Here is a 16,424-nt window from a genome sequence, read left to right on the forward strand (position 1 = left end):
TCTCTCGCCAAGGCATCGGCTGGTCCTCCCAGCCGACAGAGAACTGTCACCCATCCATCCGGTCTACTGTGTTACCTCTCTATCCGGTCTGGACACCTCGGTTCACCTCTCCCCGTCGGGGAGAGGTGGACCACAAGGCCGCCCGTGCAACGCGGACGGCCTTCGTGTCACCCCTCACGCGCTCAGTGCAGCGGATCGCCCTGACCGAGCGCGTAGGCGACGAGGTCCTTCAGCGCGAAGCCTGAGCCGGTCACCGGCGTCCATTGCGGGTCGAGCGACAGCACGGAGGAATTGTCGCCGAACAGCATGCCCAGGAAGACCTCGGCGACGATGCGGCCACCGACGGGGCCGAGCTGCGGCGTGTTGATTCCGCCTGCCGGCGCGCCGGTGGCGGGGATGGTCACGGCGGTCTGGAACTGTCGCGCCTCGGCCAGGATGTAGGTCCAGAGCGGGCAGTTGCCGGCGAACACGCCGTTCGCGATGGTCGCGATCGGCACCTGCGGATCGTCAGGGCCAGGCTCGTCGACGGCCTTGCCGATGAGGATCTGATCGTCGGCGAGCGGCGTCAGGTTCATCGCCCTGGCGACCGCCTGGCCCGAGGGCAGGCCGAGCCGCCAGCCGCGCTCGAGATTGCGCAGCGCCAGCGACGCCGGATTGGAGGCGACCTCCGGCGGCAGCTTGCGCAGCGGATCGACCAGCGAGGTGTCGATGCGATAGGCGAACTGCAGCCGCCGCTTGTTGTCGGGATTGGTGTCGTCGTCCTCGACGCCGTAAGCGCGCGTGTCGAGATCGATGAAGCGGCCCCAGTCGATGGCGCGTCCCGGGCCCATGGCACGGAAGCCGGTCAGTGCGTTGTGATCGGGATTGTTCGGATCGGGGAAGATCTGCAGCAGCATGTTGTCCGCATCGTTCAGCCGATAGCCGGGGCGGATCATGGAGTGCCCGAGCCGGTAGGCCGCGACCGAGAACTCGACCGGCATGAACGGATAGGTCTTCCAGTGGTAGTGGGCGAGCTTGCTGCGGTCGTAGTGCCCTGAGGTCTTCAATTCGTCCAGCACGCTGGCGTGAACGATGCGCGGCAGGAAGTCGTTCAGCACGACGTATTGATAATGGAAGCGGACGCGCTGCTGCACCTCCTCGAACGACAGGCTGTCATTGTCGTCGACCATGCGGTTGTGAAAGCGCAGCATCAGGGCCTGGAACTGCGAGACGATGCTGTTCTCGTCGTTGCGGGGATCGCCGATCAGCGCGCGGCCCTTGAAGCGCGGCAGGTCGCTGGTGTCGGCTACGCCCGTGCCGCTCAGCTTCTCGCCGAGGCGGAACTTGATGCCGTCATACATGTAGGGCTGGTCGTTCGGCCCGCGGCCGTAGACGTTGTCCAGGTCGAACGACGGCGTGCGGAAGTCGACGAGCCCGTCGGGATCCTGCTGCCTGGTCAGCGAGCTGACCGGGTCGAAGGTGATGTCGTGGTCGATGAACTGGCCGAAATAGGTGTAGAGCGAGGGAATGCCGCTCTCCTCCGCGTCCGGTCCGTCCTTGGGCGCATCGAACTTGCCAACCATCTTGTCGGCCAGCGCCGAAAGGTTGGCGATGTTGGCGGAGTCGCTGGCGCCGAATTTTGCCGGCGTGAGCTTGCGGAACATGCGGCCGAAGCGGCCTTGCGAAAGCGGCGAACGGGTTGCGTTCAGACCGCGCGGAACAATTGCGTGGCGGCTGCTCATTGAAAACACCTCCATGAAAAAGTCACGACGGGACGAATAAAGCTAAAGTTGTTCGCAACAGAATATGCAGGCAAAGCTAGATCAGGGATTTTGGCGCGCCACAAGCCGCAGCTTCACACTGTGCGCGATGTCGATGCTGTTCCGAAGCGGAGGGGCGTGAGCAAGCTGCGGCAGCGCTTTGCAAAATTTTCCCGGAGCGGTGACGAATAACATTCTCGTCATCGACGCGCGCGAGCCGCGGATGAGGTGTCGACTCGCCGCGCCGTCGGTGCGGCGGATCGTCTTCACGTGAAAATTGTGGCGGCGCGCGCGTCACGCGCGCACGCCGCAACCACGTCAGTAATAGCGCTGCTGCGAGAACGCGTAGCGCGGATTGATGCCGCAATAGGCCGACGTGCCGGAGGCGGAGGCCTGGCACTGCTGATAGGTCGCGAACTGGCAGTTGCCGGGATAGCCCCAGATGCGGCCCTGCAGGCAATATCGATCGTTTGCAGGATGCGCCTGGGCTGCCGGGGATGCTACGGCGATCAGCGCTGCGAACGATGCGAGAGTGAGGATGGTGCGACGCATTTCAGTCTCCTTCGAGAATGGTGGGATGAGGAACACGAGCTCAATCTGCGTGTTCCCCGACTTGTCCGACACTTTGTCGTGCTCGTCTTGGTGTCCGCAGTGGGCGGCGCGTTCAACATGCGTCTATGATGAAGCAAGCCGCGGCGAGCAATGTGATCTCGGCCACAGTTCGCCACTTGGTTCCGACCTATCGTGAGCGCACTTGCGTGAGCGGACTTGCCTTTAACGGACTTGCCGTCGGCGGACTTGCACGCGCCACTCCCGAAAGCCTACGCTTTTCCTCATTCGGGTCAGGGTCAATTTTTGGAGGTTATGATGCAAAGGTCATATTTGCTGGCTGCGACAGCAGCGCTGGCGCTTCTTGCGCAATCATCGTTCGCTCTGGCGCAGAACGCACCGGCCGCCGGCGGGACCGCTGCGCCTGCGGCGACAACCACTGCGCCAGCCGCGACGACAGCGCCGGGAGCCACCACCGATACCAGCCAGCCATCCGACTCCAAGAAGAGCGCATCGAAGAAGCCGGCAAAGAAGAAGATGACCCGGCAGCAGGAGATCGATCATTCGATCGACAGCGGCACCGTGCCCGCGCGCTATCGCAGCTCGGTACCGAAGCAGTACCAGCAATATATCCCGTTCGAGAAGCAGTGACGGATGGCATGGCCTGCATGGTTCGAGACGCCCGCTTTGGCGGGCTCCTCACCATCAGGGTCTGACATCTCGCCGCAAGACGTGACCTCATCCTGAGGGCCCGCCGCAGGCGGGCGTCTCGAAGGATGGACCGCAGGCGAGCTGGCTTGGTCAAGCAAAGGCGGACTGCATAACCATTGTGGCGGTCTGCCGGAGCGGTGCTAAAGTAAGCCAAGGCCGAGGGGAGTGCCGGGGGACGTAATGAGCGACGACGTGAAGGATGCTGGCCTCGTGGCCATGATCAGCAGCATCCTGGGAGGCAACAAGCGCGCAGACATCGTTGCTCCGCCGCCGCTCACCGAGGTTCCACCGACCGCCCCGACGCATGGATCTGAGCCGGTCGCGGTGTCCGTCCCCGACGCGGCACCGGCCCAGCCTCCGGCTTCCGATGCCGTACCCGCTGCCGCTAAGCCGGCCGAACCGCCCATGAAGATCGCCACGACGCCGGACGGCAGGAAATTGCTGCCGGCGGAAGCGATCGCCGATCTCGTGCTCGGCGAATTGCGCAAGATGGAGGATTTTCCCGCGACCGGCGCGTCCGTCACGGTCTACGGTTACCGGCACTGGAACGCGATGATCACCTTTGCGCCGTTCTCCACTTCGTTCCAGAACGCGACGCGGTTCCGCCAAGCCATGCCGGACCTGGTCTTCAAGCTCCGCCGTTTCGTCGCACTTGAGATATAAAGCGTTTTCAAGCGAAGTGGAAACCGGTTCGCGTCAAGAAAACGCGTTAAACTAAAGAAGCTAGAGCCCCGTTCCGATTCCATCGGAAAGGGGCTCTAGTCTCAGGTCATCGGCGCCGTGCGGCGTCGCTACGTAGACAGGATTCTTGAATTGAGCGTCGCCTTTACCAAGGAAGAAAGCGCCGAGACCGCGTCCGAGACGCTGTTGCCGGAACGCCCGATCTCGCCCCATCCGAACCTCGTGACCGAAGCCGGCCTGCAGGCCTTGCAGACGCAGCTTCAACAAGCGCGCGAGGCCTATGAGGCCGCGCAAGCCATCGACGACGTCAACGAGAAGCGCCGCCAGTCGGCCGTGCCCTTGCGTGACGTCCGCTATCTGACCGAACGCCTGCGCACGGCGCAGGTGATGCCGAATCCGGCCTCGACCGACATCGTCGCCTTCGGCAGCACGGTGACCTTTAGCCGCCCGGACGGCCGCGTGCAGACCTACCGCATCGTGGGCGAGGACGAAGCCGATCCGAAGGCCGGCTCGATCTCGTTCGTCTCGCCGGTGGCGAGGTCGCTGATGGGGAAGGCGGTGGGGGATGTCGTGGGGGCAGGCGCGCAGGAGATCGAGATTGTATCGATTGCGTAAGATGCTCTCCGCAGTGCCCGCCAAACAAAGCGCGATGATTGGATGAGACGGTTTCTGTCGGGAGCCTTGCCGTTCTACGCGCTGGCGGGCCTCGCCATGTGCATGTATCTCGTCCTGTACAGGACGAGCTTGTTCGACTTGAACGCCATCGTTCAGGGTGCGACCGGTTCATGGTGGTTTCCGGTCTTCATGTTCGCCTGCGTGCTCCTGGAGTCGGTCTTCCCGTATTTTGGTTATTTTCCCGGAACCGCCCTTATCCTGATGTCCGTGGCGCTCAATCCGAAGCCCGCGGATGTCTCCGTTTTTGTCGTGGCCTGGCTCGCCATCATCGTAGGCGCCGTCTTGAGTTACGGACAGGCCCGCTTCTTCAGGCCGCTCCTGCAGCGGGTCGCCTCAAAAGCGGCACTGAGCCGATGCGAGTCCCTGCTCGACACCTACGGTCCTTACGCGCGCGTTGCCTTGTTCGTGCACCCCAACGCTTGCGCGATGTATTTTACGGCACTCGGGCTTCTCGGCCGCAGCCTGACGCGAGAGCTCGCCCATCTCAGCGTGGGCGCAGCGGCCTCTGTGGGCGTTTTGTTCGTCGTCGTGACCAGGTTAGTGTCGTCCGTCGGCGCCACCGATGACGGGGAATTGCAGGTGCTGCTGGCGGCAGCCCTGGTCGTCATCGGGACCCTCGTCGGTCTCTACGCGGCCTGGCGGCCGGGCCAGCCCGCCTAAGCCTGCCCGGGGCTGACGCGCAGTTGGTCGAAAAATCAACTCCCGATACGTCTGGTCGGAAGGACCCGGGAGTGGAATAATTCCCGATGTTTTCTTGATCATATTTTGACGCCGGCCCCCGAACCGGCTGGCGACGTGGATTTTCATCATGGCCGCGCTTCCTCAGGACGTGGTGGCGGATTTGCAGCAAGAGAACGCGCGGCTCCTGGCCGAATTGCGCGCCGCACAAGATCGCGAGAGCGCCACCACGGACATTCTCAAGATCATCGCCAGTTCGCCATCAGAGGTGAAGCCGGTATTCGAGGCAATCGCGAAGCGGGCCAATGCCTTGCTCGGCGGTTTTTCGACGACCGTATTCCGATTCATCGACGGCACTGCCCATTTGGTTGCATTCACGCCGACGAATTCTGCCGCCGATGAGGCTCTGAGCAATATGTTTCCGAGGCCGATTGCCGATTTTGAGAGTTTCGGACAAGTCCACGCGGGTAAGGTGGTACCGACCCCCGACACTGAAGCGCTGACGAACGAAATCAAATTTGTCGCGCGCGCCCGCGGCTTTCGCAGCATGTTGTTCGTTCCGCTCACGACCGGGGGCGTGGTGATCGGCATGATCAGCGTAACGCGAGTCGAGCCCGGTACCTTCGCTCCACATCATGTGCAACTTCTGCAGACCTTCGCCGATCAGGCCGTGATCGCCATTGAGAATGCGCGGCTGTTCAATCAGGTTCAGCAACGCACCAATGACCTGAGTGAGGCTCTGAAACAGCAGACCGCGACCGCCGATGTGTTGAAGGTGATCAGCCGGTCGACGTTCGACCTGCAAAAGGTTCTCGACACGCTGACAGAATCAGCGGCGTGGCTGTGTGGTGCCGATATGGCGGCAATCGTCCGGCAGGACGCCGACGGCGCCTACCATCATGCAACTCGGTACAATTTCTCGCCCGAGTGGGCCGAGGTCTCGGCGGGCATTCGACTCAATGCCGGACGCGGCAGTGTCGTGGGGCGCGTCCTGCTGTGCGGCAAAGCCGTCCAGATTGAGGATGTCCTGGTCGATCCCGAATACGCCTATCCCGAGCAGCAGAGGGCCGGCGGTTATCGCACCCTCCTGGGCGTACCCTTGCTTCGGTCCGGGGAAACGATCGGCGTGCTGTTCCTGGGTCGCAAGGTCGTGAACTCGTTCACGGACAAGCAGATCGACCTGGTCTCCACTTTCGCCGATCAAGCCGTGATCGCGATTGAGAATGTCCGGCTGTTTGATGAGGTCCAGGCGAAGACGCGCGATCTCGCCGAATCGCTTCAGCAGCAAACAGCGACTGCCGATGTGCTGAAGGTGATCAGCCGCTCGACCTTCGACCTGCAAACCGTGCTCAACACGCTGGTCGATTCGGCGGCGCGGCTGTGCGAAGCGGAGATGGCATTCATCATGCGCCGCGAGGGCGATGAATATCTGGCCGGAGCAGCGGTAGGGTTCTCCGAGGAATACATCGAGTTTCTGCGGGGGCATCCGATTACCCCCGGACAGAGCACGGTCACAGGTCGGGCCGTGCTCGAGCGCCGTCCGGTGCAAGTCCTCGATGTCGCAGCCGATCCCGAATACGGCCTGCGCGAGTCCGTTACCATGGCTGGTCAGCGCACGGCGCTCGGTGTTCCCCTCCTGCGCGAGAATGAGCCGATCGGCGCGATCGTGATCGCTCGCAGGCGTGTGCAGCCTTTCACGGAAAAGCAGATCGAACTCGTCGCGACGTTTGCCGACCAGGCCGTGATCGCCATCGAGAATGTACGGCTCTTCGAACAATTGCAGACCAGGACGCGAGACCTGTCGGAGGCGCTGACGTACCAGACCGGAAGCGCCAATATCCTGCGGGTTATCGCGTCCTCCCCGACCGAGGTCGGCCCGGTGCTCAAGGCCATCGTGGAAAGCGCATGCGGACTTTGCGAGGCATATGATGCGCTGGTCGTTCTGAGGGACGGAGACGATATCGTCATCCAGGCGCACCATGGACAAGTTCCCGTGGTGTGGAGCCGACGATTGCTCACTGTCAAATCGCCCACCGGCCGCGCCATAATCGATCGCCGCACCGTTCATGTGTACGACCTGCTCGGGCCCGAAGGGGAGGAATTCCCGACAGGACGCGAATATGCGCGTCGCTCCAGCGTTCGGACCGTTCTGAGCGTGCCGCTCATGCGCGATGGCGAGAGCATGGGCGCGATCGTGCTCCGTCGCACCGAGGTTCGCCCATTTGACGAGAAGCAGATCGCCCTGCTTCAGACTTTTGCAGATCAAGCCGTTATCGCTATCGATAATGTGCGTCTGTTCGAGCAATTGAACGAATCGCTGGAGCGACAGACTGCAACGTCCGAGGTCCTGGAAATCATAAGCGCTTCATCGGGCGCATTGACACCGGTCTTCTCCAAAATGCTGGAGAATGCGACCCGGATCTGTGGCGCCGGCTTCGGCACCATGAATCTCTACGAGGATGGCGGCTTTCGCACGGTCGCGCTGCACAACGCGCCGCAAGCCTACATTGATACCCGGCTATACCAGAGCATTCGCCCACATCCCGCGAGCGGCCTGGGTACCGTCGAGAAAACTCATCAGACGGTTCATATCGACGATATCAGGACCGAGCCGCCCTACATCGAAGGCAACCTCAATGTTCGCGCGCTTGCCGACCTTGCCGGCGCAAGGACCCTCGTCATTGTGCCCATGCTCAGGGAAGACGAACTGATCGGCACCATCACGATCTTCCGCCAGGAAGTGAAACCATTCACTGACAAACAGATCGAACTCGTATCGAATTTCGCACATCAGGGCGTGATTGCGATCGAGAATGCACGCCTCCTGAATGAGCTGCGAGAGCGCACCATGGAATTGTCGCAGTCTTTGGAGGAGCTGCGGAATGCGCAGGATCGGTTGATCCAGACCGAAAAGCTTGCCTCGCTGGGGCAGCTCACCGCCGGCATAGCGCATGAGATCAAGAATCCGCTCAATTTCGTCAACAATTTTGCAGCGCTTTCCGCTGAACTGATTGATGAACTCGGCGACGGACTGCGCTCAGCCGCACTCGGCGAGGCAGCGAGGCGGGACATCGACGCGCTGATAGAAATGCTGCAAGGCAATCTGGAAAAGATCGTGCAGCACGGAACGCGCGCCGATTCCATTGTCAAGAATATGCTTCTGCACTCTCGCGAGGGGTCCGGCGAGCGCCGCTCGGCCGATATCAACGCCATCATCGAGGAAAGTCTCAATCTTGCTTATCACGGGGCGCGCGCTGAAAAAGCGGGCTTCAATATCACGCTTGAAAGAAATCTCGATCCGTCTGCGGGGGCGCTCGAGCTGTATCCGCAGGAGATCACGCGGGTGTTCCTCAATCTCATTTCAAATGGATTCTACGCGGCGAGCAAACAAAAGGACGCCGTCGGCGACGGCTTCGAGCCAAGGCTGCGCGCGACGACCACAAGTCTCGGCGGCGCCGTCGAAATCCGGATTCGCGACAATGGCGCCGGCATCCCGGCCGACGTCAGAGAGAAGATATTCAACCCATTCTTCACAACCAAGCCCGCGGGCGAAGGAACCGGACTTGGCCTTTCAATCTGCCACGACATCGTTGTGAAGCAGCACGGAGGCCGCATCGAGGTCGATACCGAGCCTGGCGATTATACCGAGTTCATCATTACGCTGCCGCGTACGCTGGCGGCACCATTGCAGACCGGAGGCAGAAGTTGAGCGTCTATATATTGGTCGTCGACGACGAGCCTGATGTCGAGGCGTTGTTTCGCCAGCAGTTTCGGCGCGATTTGCGGGCCGGCCGCTTTCTCATGGAGTTCGCATCGTCCGCACCCGCGGCGCTGGCGCGTGCGGTCGAGATAGAGGATGCCAATTTGATTCTGATCCTGTCCGACATCAACATGCCCGGAATGAGCGGGCTGGAGATGCTGCCTATCGTGCGCTCTGCCCGCCCCGACGTACCGGTCATCATGATCACGGCCTATGGTGACGCCGAGACCAGGCGTAAAGCGCTGGCGAGCGGCGCAGCCGACCTGCTGACCAAGCCAATCGATTTTGCGGTGCTGCGCCAGGAGATCGATACGAGGCTTGTGCAGGCCGCATGATCGGACCTTGTCGTGGTCGATGACAGACCGGAACGGCTCGCAAGGTGACATCATCGTAGCCACTAACCCAGGTGAAATCAGGCATACTGCGCCAATGTTCACCGAAACACCGGGAGTTGAAAATGAAGACGCTCTTGGTTCCGCTTCAAAACATTTCGATGATGACATCCACGCTCGATGTCGTCGTAGGCCTCGCCCGACGCTCCGGCGCCTATATCGAAGGCTTTCCACTCCGGCTCGGCATGCCTCAATACGTAGCGGCAGAATTGGCCACCGGCATTCTCATGGATTCGCAGCTGGCGAAGAGCGAAGCCGAACTGAACGACATGCGCAACTTTTTCGAAGCATTCATGCTGAAGCACGATATTCCTCGAGCCACTGCGGCATCGAATAGACCATGCTTCGGCTGGCTTGAGACCGCGCCTGAGGGCGAAGACTTTGTCGGAAATCACGGGCGCGCTTTCGATCTGATCGTGATGGCACGATCTGATAATGATGCTGCGGGCCCTCACCGCCGCGCGATTGAAACCGCGCTGTTCGAGAGCGGCAGGCCCGTTCTACTGGCGCCACTGAGGGCACCAAGAAGCATCGCGACGAACATCATGATCCACTGGAATGGCAGCACCGAGCAAGCTCGGGCAAACGCATTTGCCATGCCGTTGCTTCGTTCGGCCGAAAGGGTATCGGTGCTAACCGTTATTGGCGGCCAAGCGGTACCAGGACCATCTGCCGATCAGATCGCCCGACAATTGCGGTACAATGACATTGCAGTCAGCTTGCTCAGCGTTGAACTAGAGGGGCGCGAAACTGGTGAGGCGGTCCTCGATGCCGCCAGAGCTCACGGCTGCGATCTCTTGATCAAGGGAGCCTTCACCCGCACTCGGCTGCGGCAAATGATATTCGGTGGGGCGACCAGCTATATCTTGGAACACGCGGACTTGCCTGTCCTGATGGCTCATTAGAGCGCGATGAGATTTGGATGAATCGTCATCGCGCTTTAGTTGATGTTCGAGCACGATCTTTTCGGAAAACCGCTGCGCAAGTTGCGAATCCTGTCCCCGCAGCCAAATATCTGTCTGATATGTGGAGATGAAATGGCCGTCCGCTGGGCGGTGTTTCACTCCATTGGGATCGTCACCTGGTCGCCAGAGGGAATATTGGTCTAGGCCTGATCCCATTAGTCATTCAACGATCGGGCCCTGGCGATTGCCTCCTCAAGGCGTTCGCGTGTAGGAGCTGCCAATCTCTCCACCTGAAGCAAGCGTGCATATACCAACGGTGAATCTTCTTCTTCCAGGGCTTCCCAATTCAAGAGTACGAAATCTGTAAGTTCCGCGAGCGCTATTTCGGAAAGGGGGCGGCGGTGATCGGGGCCATGCGGCGGACGGAATGCGAGGCGGTGCGCGACCGTTCCGGGCATCCAAAGGAATGAGCCCGAAGTTTCTTCTGTTCTATCATAACCCTTCAGATGACGCGCGATCTGCTCGCGAATGCGTGCTCCGGTCCTGAGCCATCCATGAGCGCGCGCGATACGCTGGGCAAGGATGTCTTCGCGGACCGGCGCTTCTGCCTCCATGACGACCTCGACCATGGACTGCAAGCTTGAACGATAGGAAAACTCAAAGAAGCGCTCGGGATCTACTTTGATGTCAGACAGATCGGCCACCCGGAAAGTCGCTTCCGAGCGTGCTTCGGCCTCGGTTAGCGAGGCAATTCGCTGTTCTCCGACTGGCACCGGAACATCGGACGTCACCGCTATAACGCTGGCCTCATCCGCGAGACGATCCGCCGCATCGCTGACGCCCATATCGTTCGGGGACGTATCGGTGTCATACGGGATGTCGGCCTGGAGGGCACCGCCGATATTCGCAGCGCCTTCGACTTCGGCAGCACCAGCCCGGCTCGTTTCTAGCGCTGTATTCAACGTCTCATCAATGCGTTCAATCGTCTCTGCGGCGTTAAACCACCAGTCCGTCGACCATATCCGCAGGATGTTCCAGCCGAGGCCGCGCAGCACCTGCTCGCGAATCTTGTCGCGGTCGCGCGCTGTAGCCGAGCTGTGATAAGTGGCGCCATCGCATTCGATACCGGCGAGATACAGTCCTGCGTGATCGGGATGGCGGATGCCGAGGTCGATTCGGAAGCCGGAGACGCCAACCTGCGGCACGATCTGCCAGCCACGTGCCTCAAGCGCCGCGGCGACAGCTTGTTCGAAGGGCGATTCCATATCGCCAAGCGAACCGGAATCCTGCGCCGGAAGCGCGATTGCGCCACGCGCGGCATAGTCCAGAAACGCCTTGAGATGACGAACGCCGAGCGCCTTGCTGCGATCTAGATCAATGTCGTCGGCGCGGAGACCGGAGAAGACTTTCAGCTCAGTTCGTGCGCGCGTCACCGCGACATTCAATCGCCGCTCGCCGCCTTCGTTGTTGATGGCGCCGAAGTTCATCGGCAGTTTCCCGGCAGCGTCGCGGCAGAAAGTGATCGAAAAATAGATCACGTCGCGCTCGTCGCCCTGGATGTTTTCGAGATTTTTGACAATCACCGGTTCGATACGGTCGTCGGAAAAGAACCATTCGAGGTCGGGATTGGCGCGCAGTGCGTCGTCGAGCAGATCGAGGATTAGCGCCTGTTGCTGGGCGTTGAAGGTGATCACACCGATGGTCGGTCGCCTTCCTTCCGGCAAAACGAGCCACGATTGCAGCTTCCTGCGGATGTCGGCGGCGATCGCGCGTGCTTCTTCACGATTGGTCCGGCTCTTGCCACGGTCATAGACGCCGGTCGGCACAAGATTGAGCGAAACGGCGCGGTCATCCGTCACCGGGCTCGGGAAAGTGATGAGGTGATTGTCGTAATAATGCCAGTTAGAGAATGCGATCAGCGATTCGTGACGGCTTCGGTAATGCCAGCGCAGATGACGAACCGGCAGCCCGGAGGCTCTTGCTTCGTCGAGAATGCTTTCGAGGTCGCGGTCGTGCTCCGGTATGCCGTCGTCGCCATCGTCCGCGCGGCCGAAGAAGTTGGTCGGTGGCAGCTGCTTGGGGTCACCGACGATGATGGTCTGCTTACCGCGCGCGATCGCGCCAACGGCATCCCAGGTGGCGATCTGGGACGCTTCGTCGAAGATCACGACATCGAACAGCGCCTGATCGGGCGGCAGATATTGCGCGATCGAGAGCGGCGACATCATCACGCAAGGCGCCAGCTTGCTGAATGTCCCCGGCATGGCCGCGACCATCTCTCGGATCGAGCGGCTTGGCCGCTGTAGACCCATCTGATGACGTAGCTGTCCGAGCTCCGACTGCCGGGAGACGGCTTCGGAAGACGGCAGGCCGTGCGCCAGCGCGCTGACGATTCGGGCGCTGGCATGGCTGCGTACGAGATCATCAATGGCCCTGAAGTCGATGATGGCGTTTTCGTGCTCGAAGCGCCGAAAATTGCGCAGCTCGGGGCTCTCGTCGATCGCCAACGGCAGCCACCAGCGCGCATAGCCTAGCCGGAATGCCGCAACGCTCCGATCCGGGGGCACTGCGTTGTTCTGGATATCTTCAACCAGGGGACCAAGCCCGCGGGCGATCGCGCGTTTTCGAACCGCGCACCAGGACGACCAGTCGCGAAAGAGCGAGCGCGCTTGCTCGAGATCGTCCATCTGCCCGGCAACGCTGCCAAGGAAGTCGTCGCTTTCGCCGTTGAGTGGCAAACCGGCAATGGCTTCGAATGCGTGGATCGCCTCCTGGAGGTCCTGATAACGTGCCAGATATTCTTTGGCGGCTGACAGCTGCGGTTGGTTGATTTGTCCCTTGAGACCGCCCGCAATACTGGCCGCGACCCTTTGGACGTCGCCGGCAAACTCGCCTAGCTGCACCAGCGAAGTGCGAAGCCGCTCTGCTTTCTGCATGTGGCTGGCCAGCGCCTTGCAGTCCGTATCGAGGCCTGCGAAGCGGAGCGAGGTCTGCGCGACCGCATTGTTGTCAATCGAGCGATGCGTCGCCTGCAATTGGCGAAGCAGCGTTAGGTCGGTGTTCGGGTTGGCTGTCTTGGTTCCGGCATACGATCCGAGCAGGCGCCGGACGCGCCGCGCCGATAGCCAGGACTTAGGCCAGATGGCAGCATTGGCTTCGTGCCAGTCGCGCTCGATATCGGCCAGTGGCATGCGAGCCACGACATCAGGAGCGTAACGTGCGGACAGGCCGGTTTCGTTCTGGCGATAGGTCGCGATTGCGGCATCGAGTTCGGCCAGCGCGCGCGTCAGCGTTGCAAAGTCGCGATGCAGGATGACCGTTAGATCCTCGCCTGCTGAGGCGACAAGGTCGCGGGCGAGATCGGCGAAATATCTCAATCCGTCGACGCGGCAGTCGTGCAGGTCTTGAAGACCAAGACGGGGGCTTACCGCCATCAAGGCTGCCTTTGTCGCTGTCGCCGCATGCCTTAGCTCTCGCGCCGCGGCGATCAGCCTTTCCTGCCAGCCATTACTCCATTCGTCGACATGAACGAGGCGCAGGATGGGGCGGACCGTAACGGCGGCATATGTTCGTCCAAGACGATCGGCGAGGTCTTCCAACTCGGCATAGCTGGCGGCATCGTGGGTGTCCTTGCTGGGCCACTGAAAACCCGGCGCATGATCGTCGTGACCCGATGCGGCGATCCCGATCGCTATGTAAGGCGTCAATTCGTTGGACGATTTGTGGTGCAAGGCGGCGACATATGAATTCAATTCGTCGCGCCGGACTTGCAAGCGGTCGTTGAGCGTGACCCATTGCGATCCGGTCTGCGGGCCGCGCTTCTCCCATGAATTCTTCAACTGATTGAAGAATTGTTTGCGATCTGCCTTGTTCGAATGCAATTCGAGGCAATGATCGCCGAGGCCGTGCTCGCGCAGACGGCGGTGGACGACATCGAGAGCGGCGGTTTTTTCAGCGACGAACAGCACCGTCTTGCGGCCGGCAAGGCACATTGCGATCATGTTGGCGATCGTCTGGCTCTTGCCGGTGCCGGGCGGTCCAACGATCACAAAATCTCGCCCCTGCGCGGCGGCGAGACTAGCTGCGACCTGCGAAGAATCCGCTGGCAACGGCATGACGAGGTCGGCGCAAGAATAATTGCGATCGATATCGCTCTCGTTGGGGAAGGGTTGATCGGCTCCATCGAATGCGCGCTCGGGATTGTCGATCAGATGCTTGACCACGCGATTCTGCCGCAGCCCTGCGACGCGATCGGTGAGATCCTTCCACATCAGGTATTTGGCGAAAGAAAAGGTCGATAGGGCTATATCGTCAGCAACCTCAAAGCCGGGCACGTCACGCACCGCCCGGCGCATATGCGTCAGCACCTGTGCGACATCGATGCCATTGTCGTCTGCCGGCAGACCGTCGCGAAAGTCAGGCAGGTTGAGGTCGAAGTCCTTCTTCAGGAATTGCAATAGGGTCGCGTTGAGACGCGGTTCGTCCTCGTGAAACTTGAGGCGAAAGCGATCGGATGCGCCCGATCGCTCAAGCTTGACGGGCAGTAGAAGAATTGGTGCACGATAAACCCGTTGGTCGGTCGGTGTCTTTTTCCATTTGAGAATGCCAACGGCGAGAAAGAGCGTATTGGTGCCGCCTTCGGTTAGATCGCTTTTGGCAGAGCGAAAGAGTTCAGTCAGGCGTGCGGACAGGTCCTTGGCATCGAGCATCGACGAGAGTTCGTCGCGCTGCAGCGCCTCCGCAGCAAAGATCTGGTGTAGATCCTGGCCGCGACGCTCGCGGTGTAGCGAGGCATCGCGCTCACCCAGCGGATTCTGTTGCGGAAGGGAAATCAGTTTGATAGCGGCGCCATCCGCCAAACGATCTTCGAGATAGGCGACGTCGGGGCAGACAAACGGAACCGATCGCTTGCCTTCTGTGAAGTTGAGCAGGCGGTTGCGCAGCGACAGATCAAGCAGGCGCGATTGCCAGCGTTCGATGCGGCCCGCTGCGGTGGTCGGCTTCACGTCCACGATGTCGGCCGGCGCGAGAATGTCGGGCTCCGCCGGCAGCGGGATGTCCTCGAATGTGCCGGCGTCTTCGGTAGCGGTCGCCACGCGGGCTTCATGAGACGCTAGCGGCATGATGCCCGACGACCGCGATCGGGCGATATCGATTGCGGCAGAGAAGGGCTGTGCAGCGTTATCGCCTAATTTGGCCTCGCCGTTCTTCTTGGCCTGTTCGAACACCATGGGCGGTTTATGCGTGACCCCGGTGGTCTCGAACACCACAAGCTCGCGCGCCGCAATACCCTTGCGTAGCTCGGTGACATCGTCCTCGACCGTCTTGGGGAGCGTACGCTTAACCAGCCAAACGCCGACCAGGGCATGCCCATCCAGTAACACGGTCACCGCGTTCAGTCCGACCGCCTCCAGTGCCGCAGCGAAGAGCAATGTAGTATCGAGGCAGGTCGCGATGGTATCTTGAACGATCTTGCTCGGCCCGCGGACTTTTTGCCCGCGTGATTCGAAACTCGCAGGTGGCTCCGCATAATGGAGGCCAAGTCCAGCGACCGCCGAGTAGATGGCTGCTGCCAACATATAAGCGCGTTTTGGATCGTTGCTCTGATAGCCGTCGAGCGCCGACGAATGTCCGTGTGCGGCAAGCCGTTCCGCCGCAGATTTCAGAATGCGGAAGACAGCTGGATCGTTCGGCATGACGAAGGCTGGAAGTAGCTGCGCCATGTCTGACACGCCGCCCCATTCGTCTCGGGCCAGAAGGCGGACCGGAACGACAGTCTCGGTGAGCAATTCTTCGCCTCGGATTAGGCGGAGTTGGATATCACCGCTCTCGGCTTCGTCGAGGTTCGCGAGATAAGCAGGATCCAGATCGATGCGGCGGTCGGTCAGGGCGATCTCGTCGCCCGCGAGCAACCGGTCGATCGTCCAAGTCTTAGGCCTGAGGAATGGAGGGTTGGCGCTGAACTCAAGCCTGAGGCGCTCGAGTGCATCTTTGGTCGGATTCCGAATGGCGATACTTCTGACAACGGGGAAGGAGTTTTGGTGCGATGCAAACGTAAATTTAGCCGCAAGATCGGCGATCACGGCGATCTTGGGTTCTTCCGGTGTCTCAATCGAAATTTCGTTTGCCGAACCATCCAAGTGTGAGCCGCTCATTGCCCCGCCCAGCCAAGCCTTCAATGAAAACCATTCTGATATTATAGGCTTGATGGCAAGCCGAGATTCAACTTTTACGAGCTGAAGCACGCTGCGCACGAAATTGTCGTAACCCGAACAGTGCTAGTGCCACCACGGTCTATCTTCTATTGGGCTCCGATATCGCGGCGAATCGTAGG

Annotated in this window: 11 protein-coding genes; 7 read left to right on the top strand and 4 right to left on the bottom strand. The window is 60.7% G+C overall.

Annotation, left to right across the window (positions count from 1 at the left end; genetic code table 11):
• Window positions 1-182 precede the first annotated feature (182 nt).
• The 3 genes from GGD63_RS25245 to GGD63_RS25250 form a co-directional block, all read right to left on the bottom strand.
• Entirely contained in the window at window positions 183-1,721 is a 1,539-nt protein-coding gene (locus GGD63_RS25245) for a heme peroxidase family protein (protein ID WP_183245867.1), read from the bottom strand.
• A gap of 81 nt (window positions 1,722-1,802) precedes the next feature.
• A complete protein-coding gene (locus GGD63_RS39995; RefSeq protein ID WP_210315965.1) occupies window positions 1,803-2,009 on the bottom strand; it encodes a hypothetical protein in 207 nt (68 codons plus the stop codon).
• Between the two features lie 48 nt (window positions 2,010-2,057).
• The gene (locus GGD63_RS25250) at window positions 2,058-2,291 is read right to left on the bottom strand and encodes a DUF3551 domain-containing protein (RefSeq protein ID WP_183245868.1); all 234 of its coding nucleotides are present in this window, start codon (window positions 2,289-2,291) and stop codon (window positions 2,058-2,060) included.
• Between the two features lie 315 nt (window positions 2,292-2,606).
• Between GGD63_RS25250 and GGD63_RS25255 the strand changes: the two genes are divergently transcribed.
• The 7 genes from GGD63_RS25255 to GGD63_RS25285 all read left to right on the top strand — a co-directional run bounded on the left by GGD63_RS25255 (window position 2,607) and on the right by GGD63_RS25285 (window position 10,090).
• Entirely contained in the window at window positions 2,607-2,939 is a 333-nt protein-coding gene (locus GGD63_RS25255) for a hypothetical protein (RefSeq protein WP_183246035.1), read from the top strand.
• A gap of 240 nt (window positions 2,940-3,179) precedes the next feature.
• The gene (locus tag GGD63_RS25260; RefSeq protein WP_183245869.1) at window positions 3,180-3,662 is read left to right on the top strand and encodes a hypothetical protein; all 483 of its coding nucleotides are present in this window, start codon (window positions 3,180-3,182) and stop codon (window positions 3,660-3,662) included.
• Window positions 3,663-3,812: 150 nt separating this feature from the next.
• On the top strand, window positions 3,813-4,295 hold the full coding sequence (gene greA, locus GGD63_RS25265) for a transcription elongation factor GreA (protein WP_183245870.1): 483 nt from the start codon (window positions 3,813-3,815) through the stop codon (window positions 4,293-4,295).
• Window positions 4,296-4,337: 42 nt separating this feature from the next.
• Window positions 4,338-5,015, top strand: coding sequence for a hypothetical protein (locus GGD63_RS25270; protein ID WP_183245871.1), 678 nt, complete (start codon window positions 4,338-4,340; stop codon window positions 5,013-5,015).
• Between the two features lie 148 nt (window positions 5,016-5,163).
• A complete protein-coding gene (locus GGD63_RS25275) occupies window positions 5,164-8,742 on the top strand; it encodes a GAF domain-containing protein (RefSeq protein WP_183245872.1) in 3,579 nt (1,192 codons plus the stop codon).
• Window positions 8,739-9,128 (top strand): response regulator, encoded by a 390-nt coding sequence (locus tag GGD63_RS25280; RefSeq protein WP_183245873.1) that lies wholly within the window; start codon window positions 8,739-8,741, stop codon window positions 9,126-9,128. The genes GGD63_RS25275 and GGD63_RS25280 overlap by 4 nt, the downstream gene beginning before the upstream one ends.
• Window positions 9,129-9,250: 122 nt before the next feature.
• Window positions 9,251-10,090, top strand: a complete 840-nt coding sequence (locus tag GGD63_RS25285) for a universal stress protein (RefSeq protein ID WP_183245874.1) — start codon at window positions 9,251-9,253, stop codon at window positions 10,088-10,090.
• A gap of 215 nt (window positions 10,091-10,305) precedes the next feature.
• On the opposite strand, the gene GGD63_RS25290 is transcribed toward GGD63_RS25285, so the two are convergent.
• A complete protein-coding gene (locus GGD63_RS25290; RefSeq protein WP_183246036.1) occupies window positions 10,306-16,245 on the bottom strand; it encodes a DUF3320 domain-containing protein in 5,940 nt (1,979 codons plus the stop codon).
• Window positions 16,246-16,424 lie beyond the last annotated feature (179 nt).

This window comes from Bradyrhizobium sp. cir1 (genome assembly GCF_014198245.1).
Classification (GTDB): domain Bacteria; phylum Pseudomonadota; class Alphaproteobacteria; order Rhizobiales; family Xanthobacteraceae; genus Bradyrhizobium.

Bases quoted from the DNA above. Each gene is read 5' to 3' on its own strand.
- GGD63_RS25245 (WP_183245867.1), bottom strand. From the start codon at position 1,721: ATGAGCAGCCGCCACGCAATTGTTCCGCGCGGTCTGAACGCAACCCGT.
- GGD63_RS25250 (WP_183245868.1), bottom strand. From the start codon at position 2,291: ATGCGTCGCACCATCCTCACTCTCGCATCGTTCGCAGCGCTGATCGCC.
- GGD63_RS25255 (WP_183246035.1), top strand. From the start codon at position 2,607: ATGCAAAGGTCATATTTGCTGGCTGCGACAGCAGCGCTGGCGCTTCTT.
- GGD63_RS25260 (WP_183245869.1), top strand. From the start codon at position 3,180: ATGAGCGACGACGTGAAGGATGCTGGCCTCGTGGCCATGATCAGCAGC.
- GGD63_RS25270 (WP_183245871.1), top strand. From the start codon at position 4,338: ATGAGACGGTTTCTGTCGGGAGCCTTGCCGTTCTACGCGCTGGCGGGC.
- GGD63_RS25275 (WP_183245872.1), top strand. From the start codon at position 5,164: ATGGCCGCGCTTCCTCAGGACGTGGTGGCGGATTTGCAGCAAGAGAAC.
- GGD63_RS25285 (WP_183245874.1), top strand. From the start codon at position 9,251: ATGAAGACGCTCTTGGTTCCGCTTCAAAACATTTCGATGATGACATCC.
- GGD63_RS25290 (WP_183246036.1), bottom strand. From the start codon at position 16,245: ATGAGCGGCTCACACTTGGATGGTTCGGCAAACGAAATTTCGATTGAG.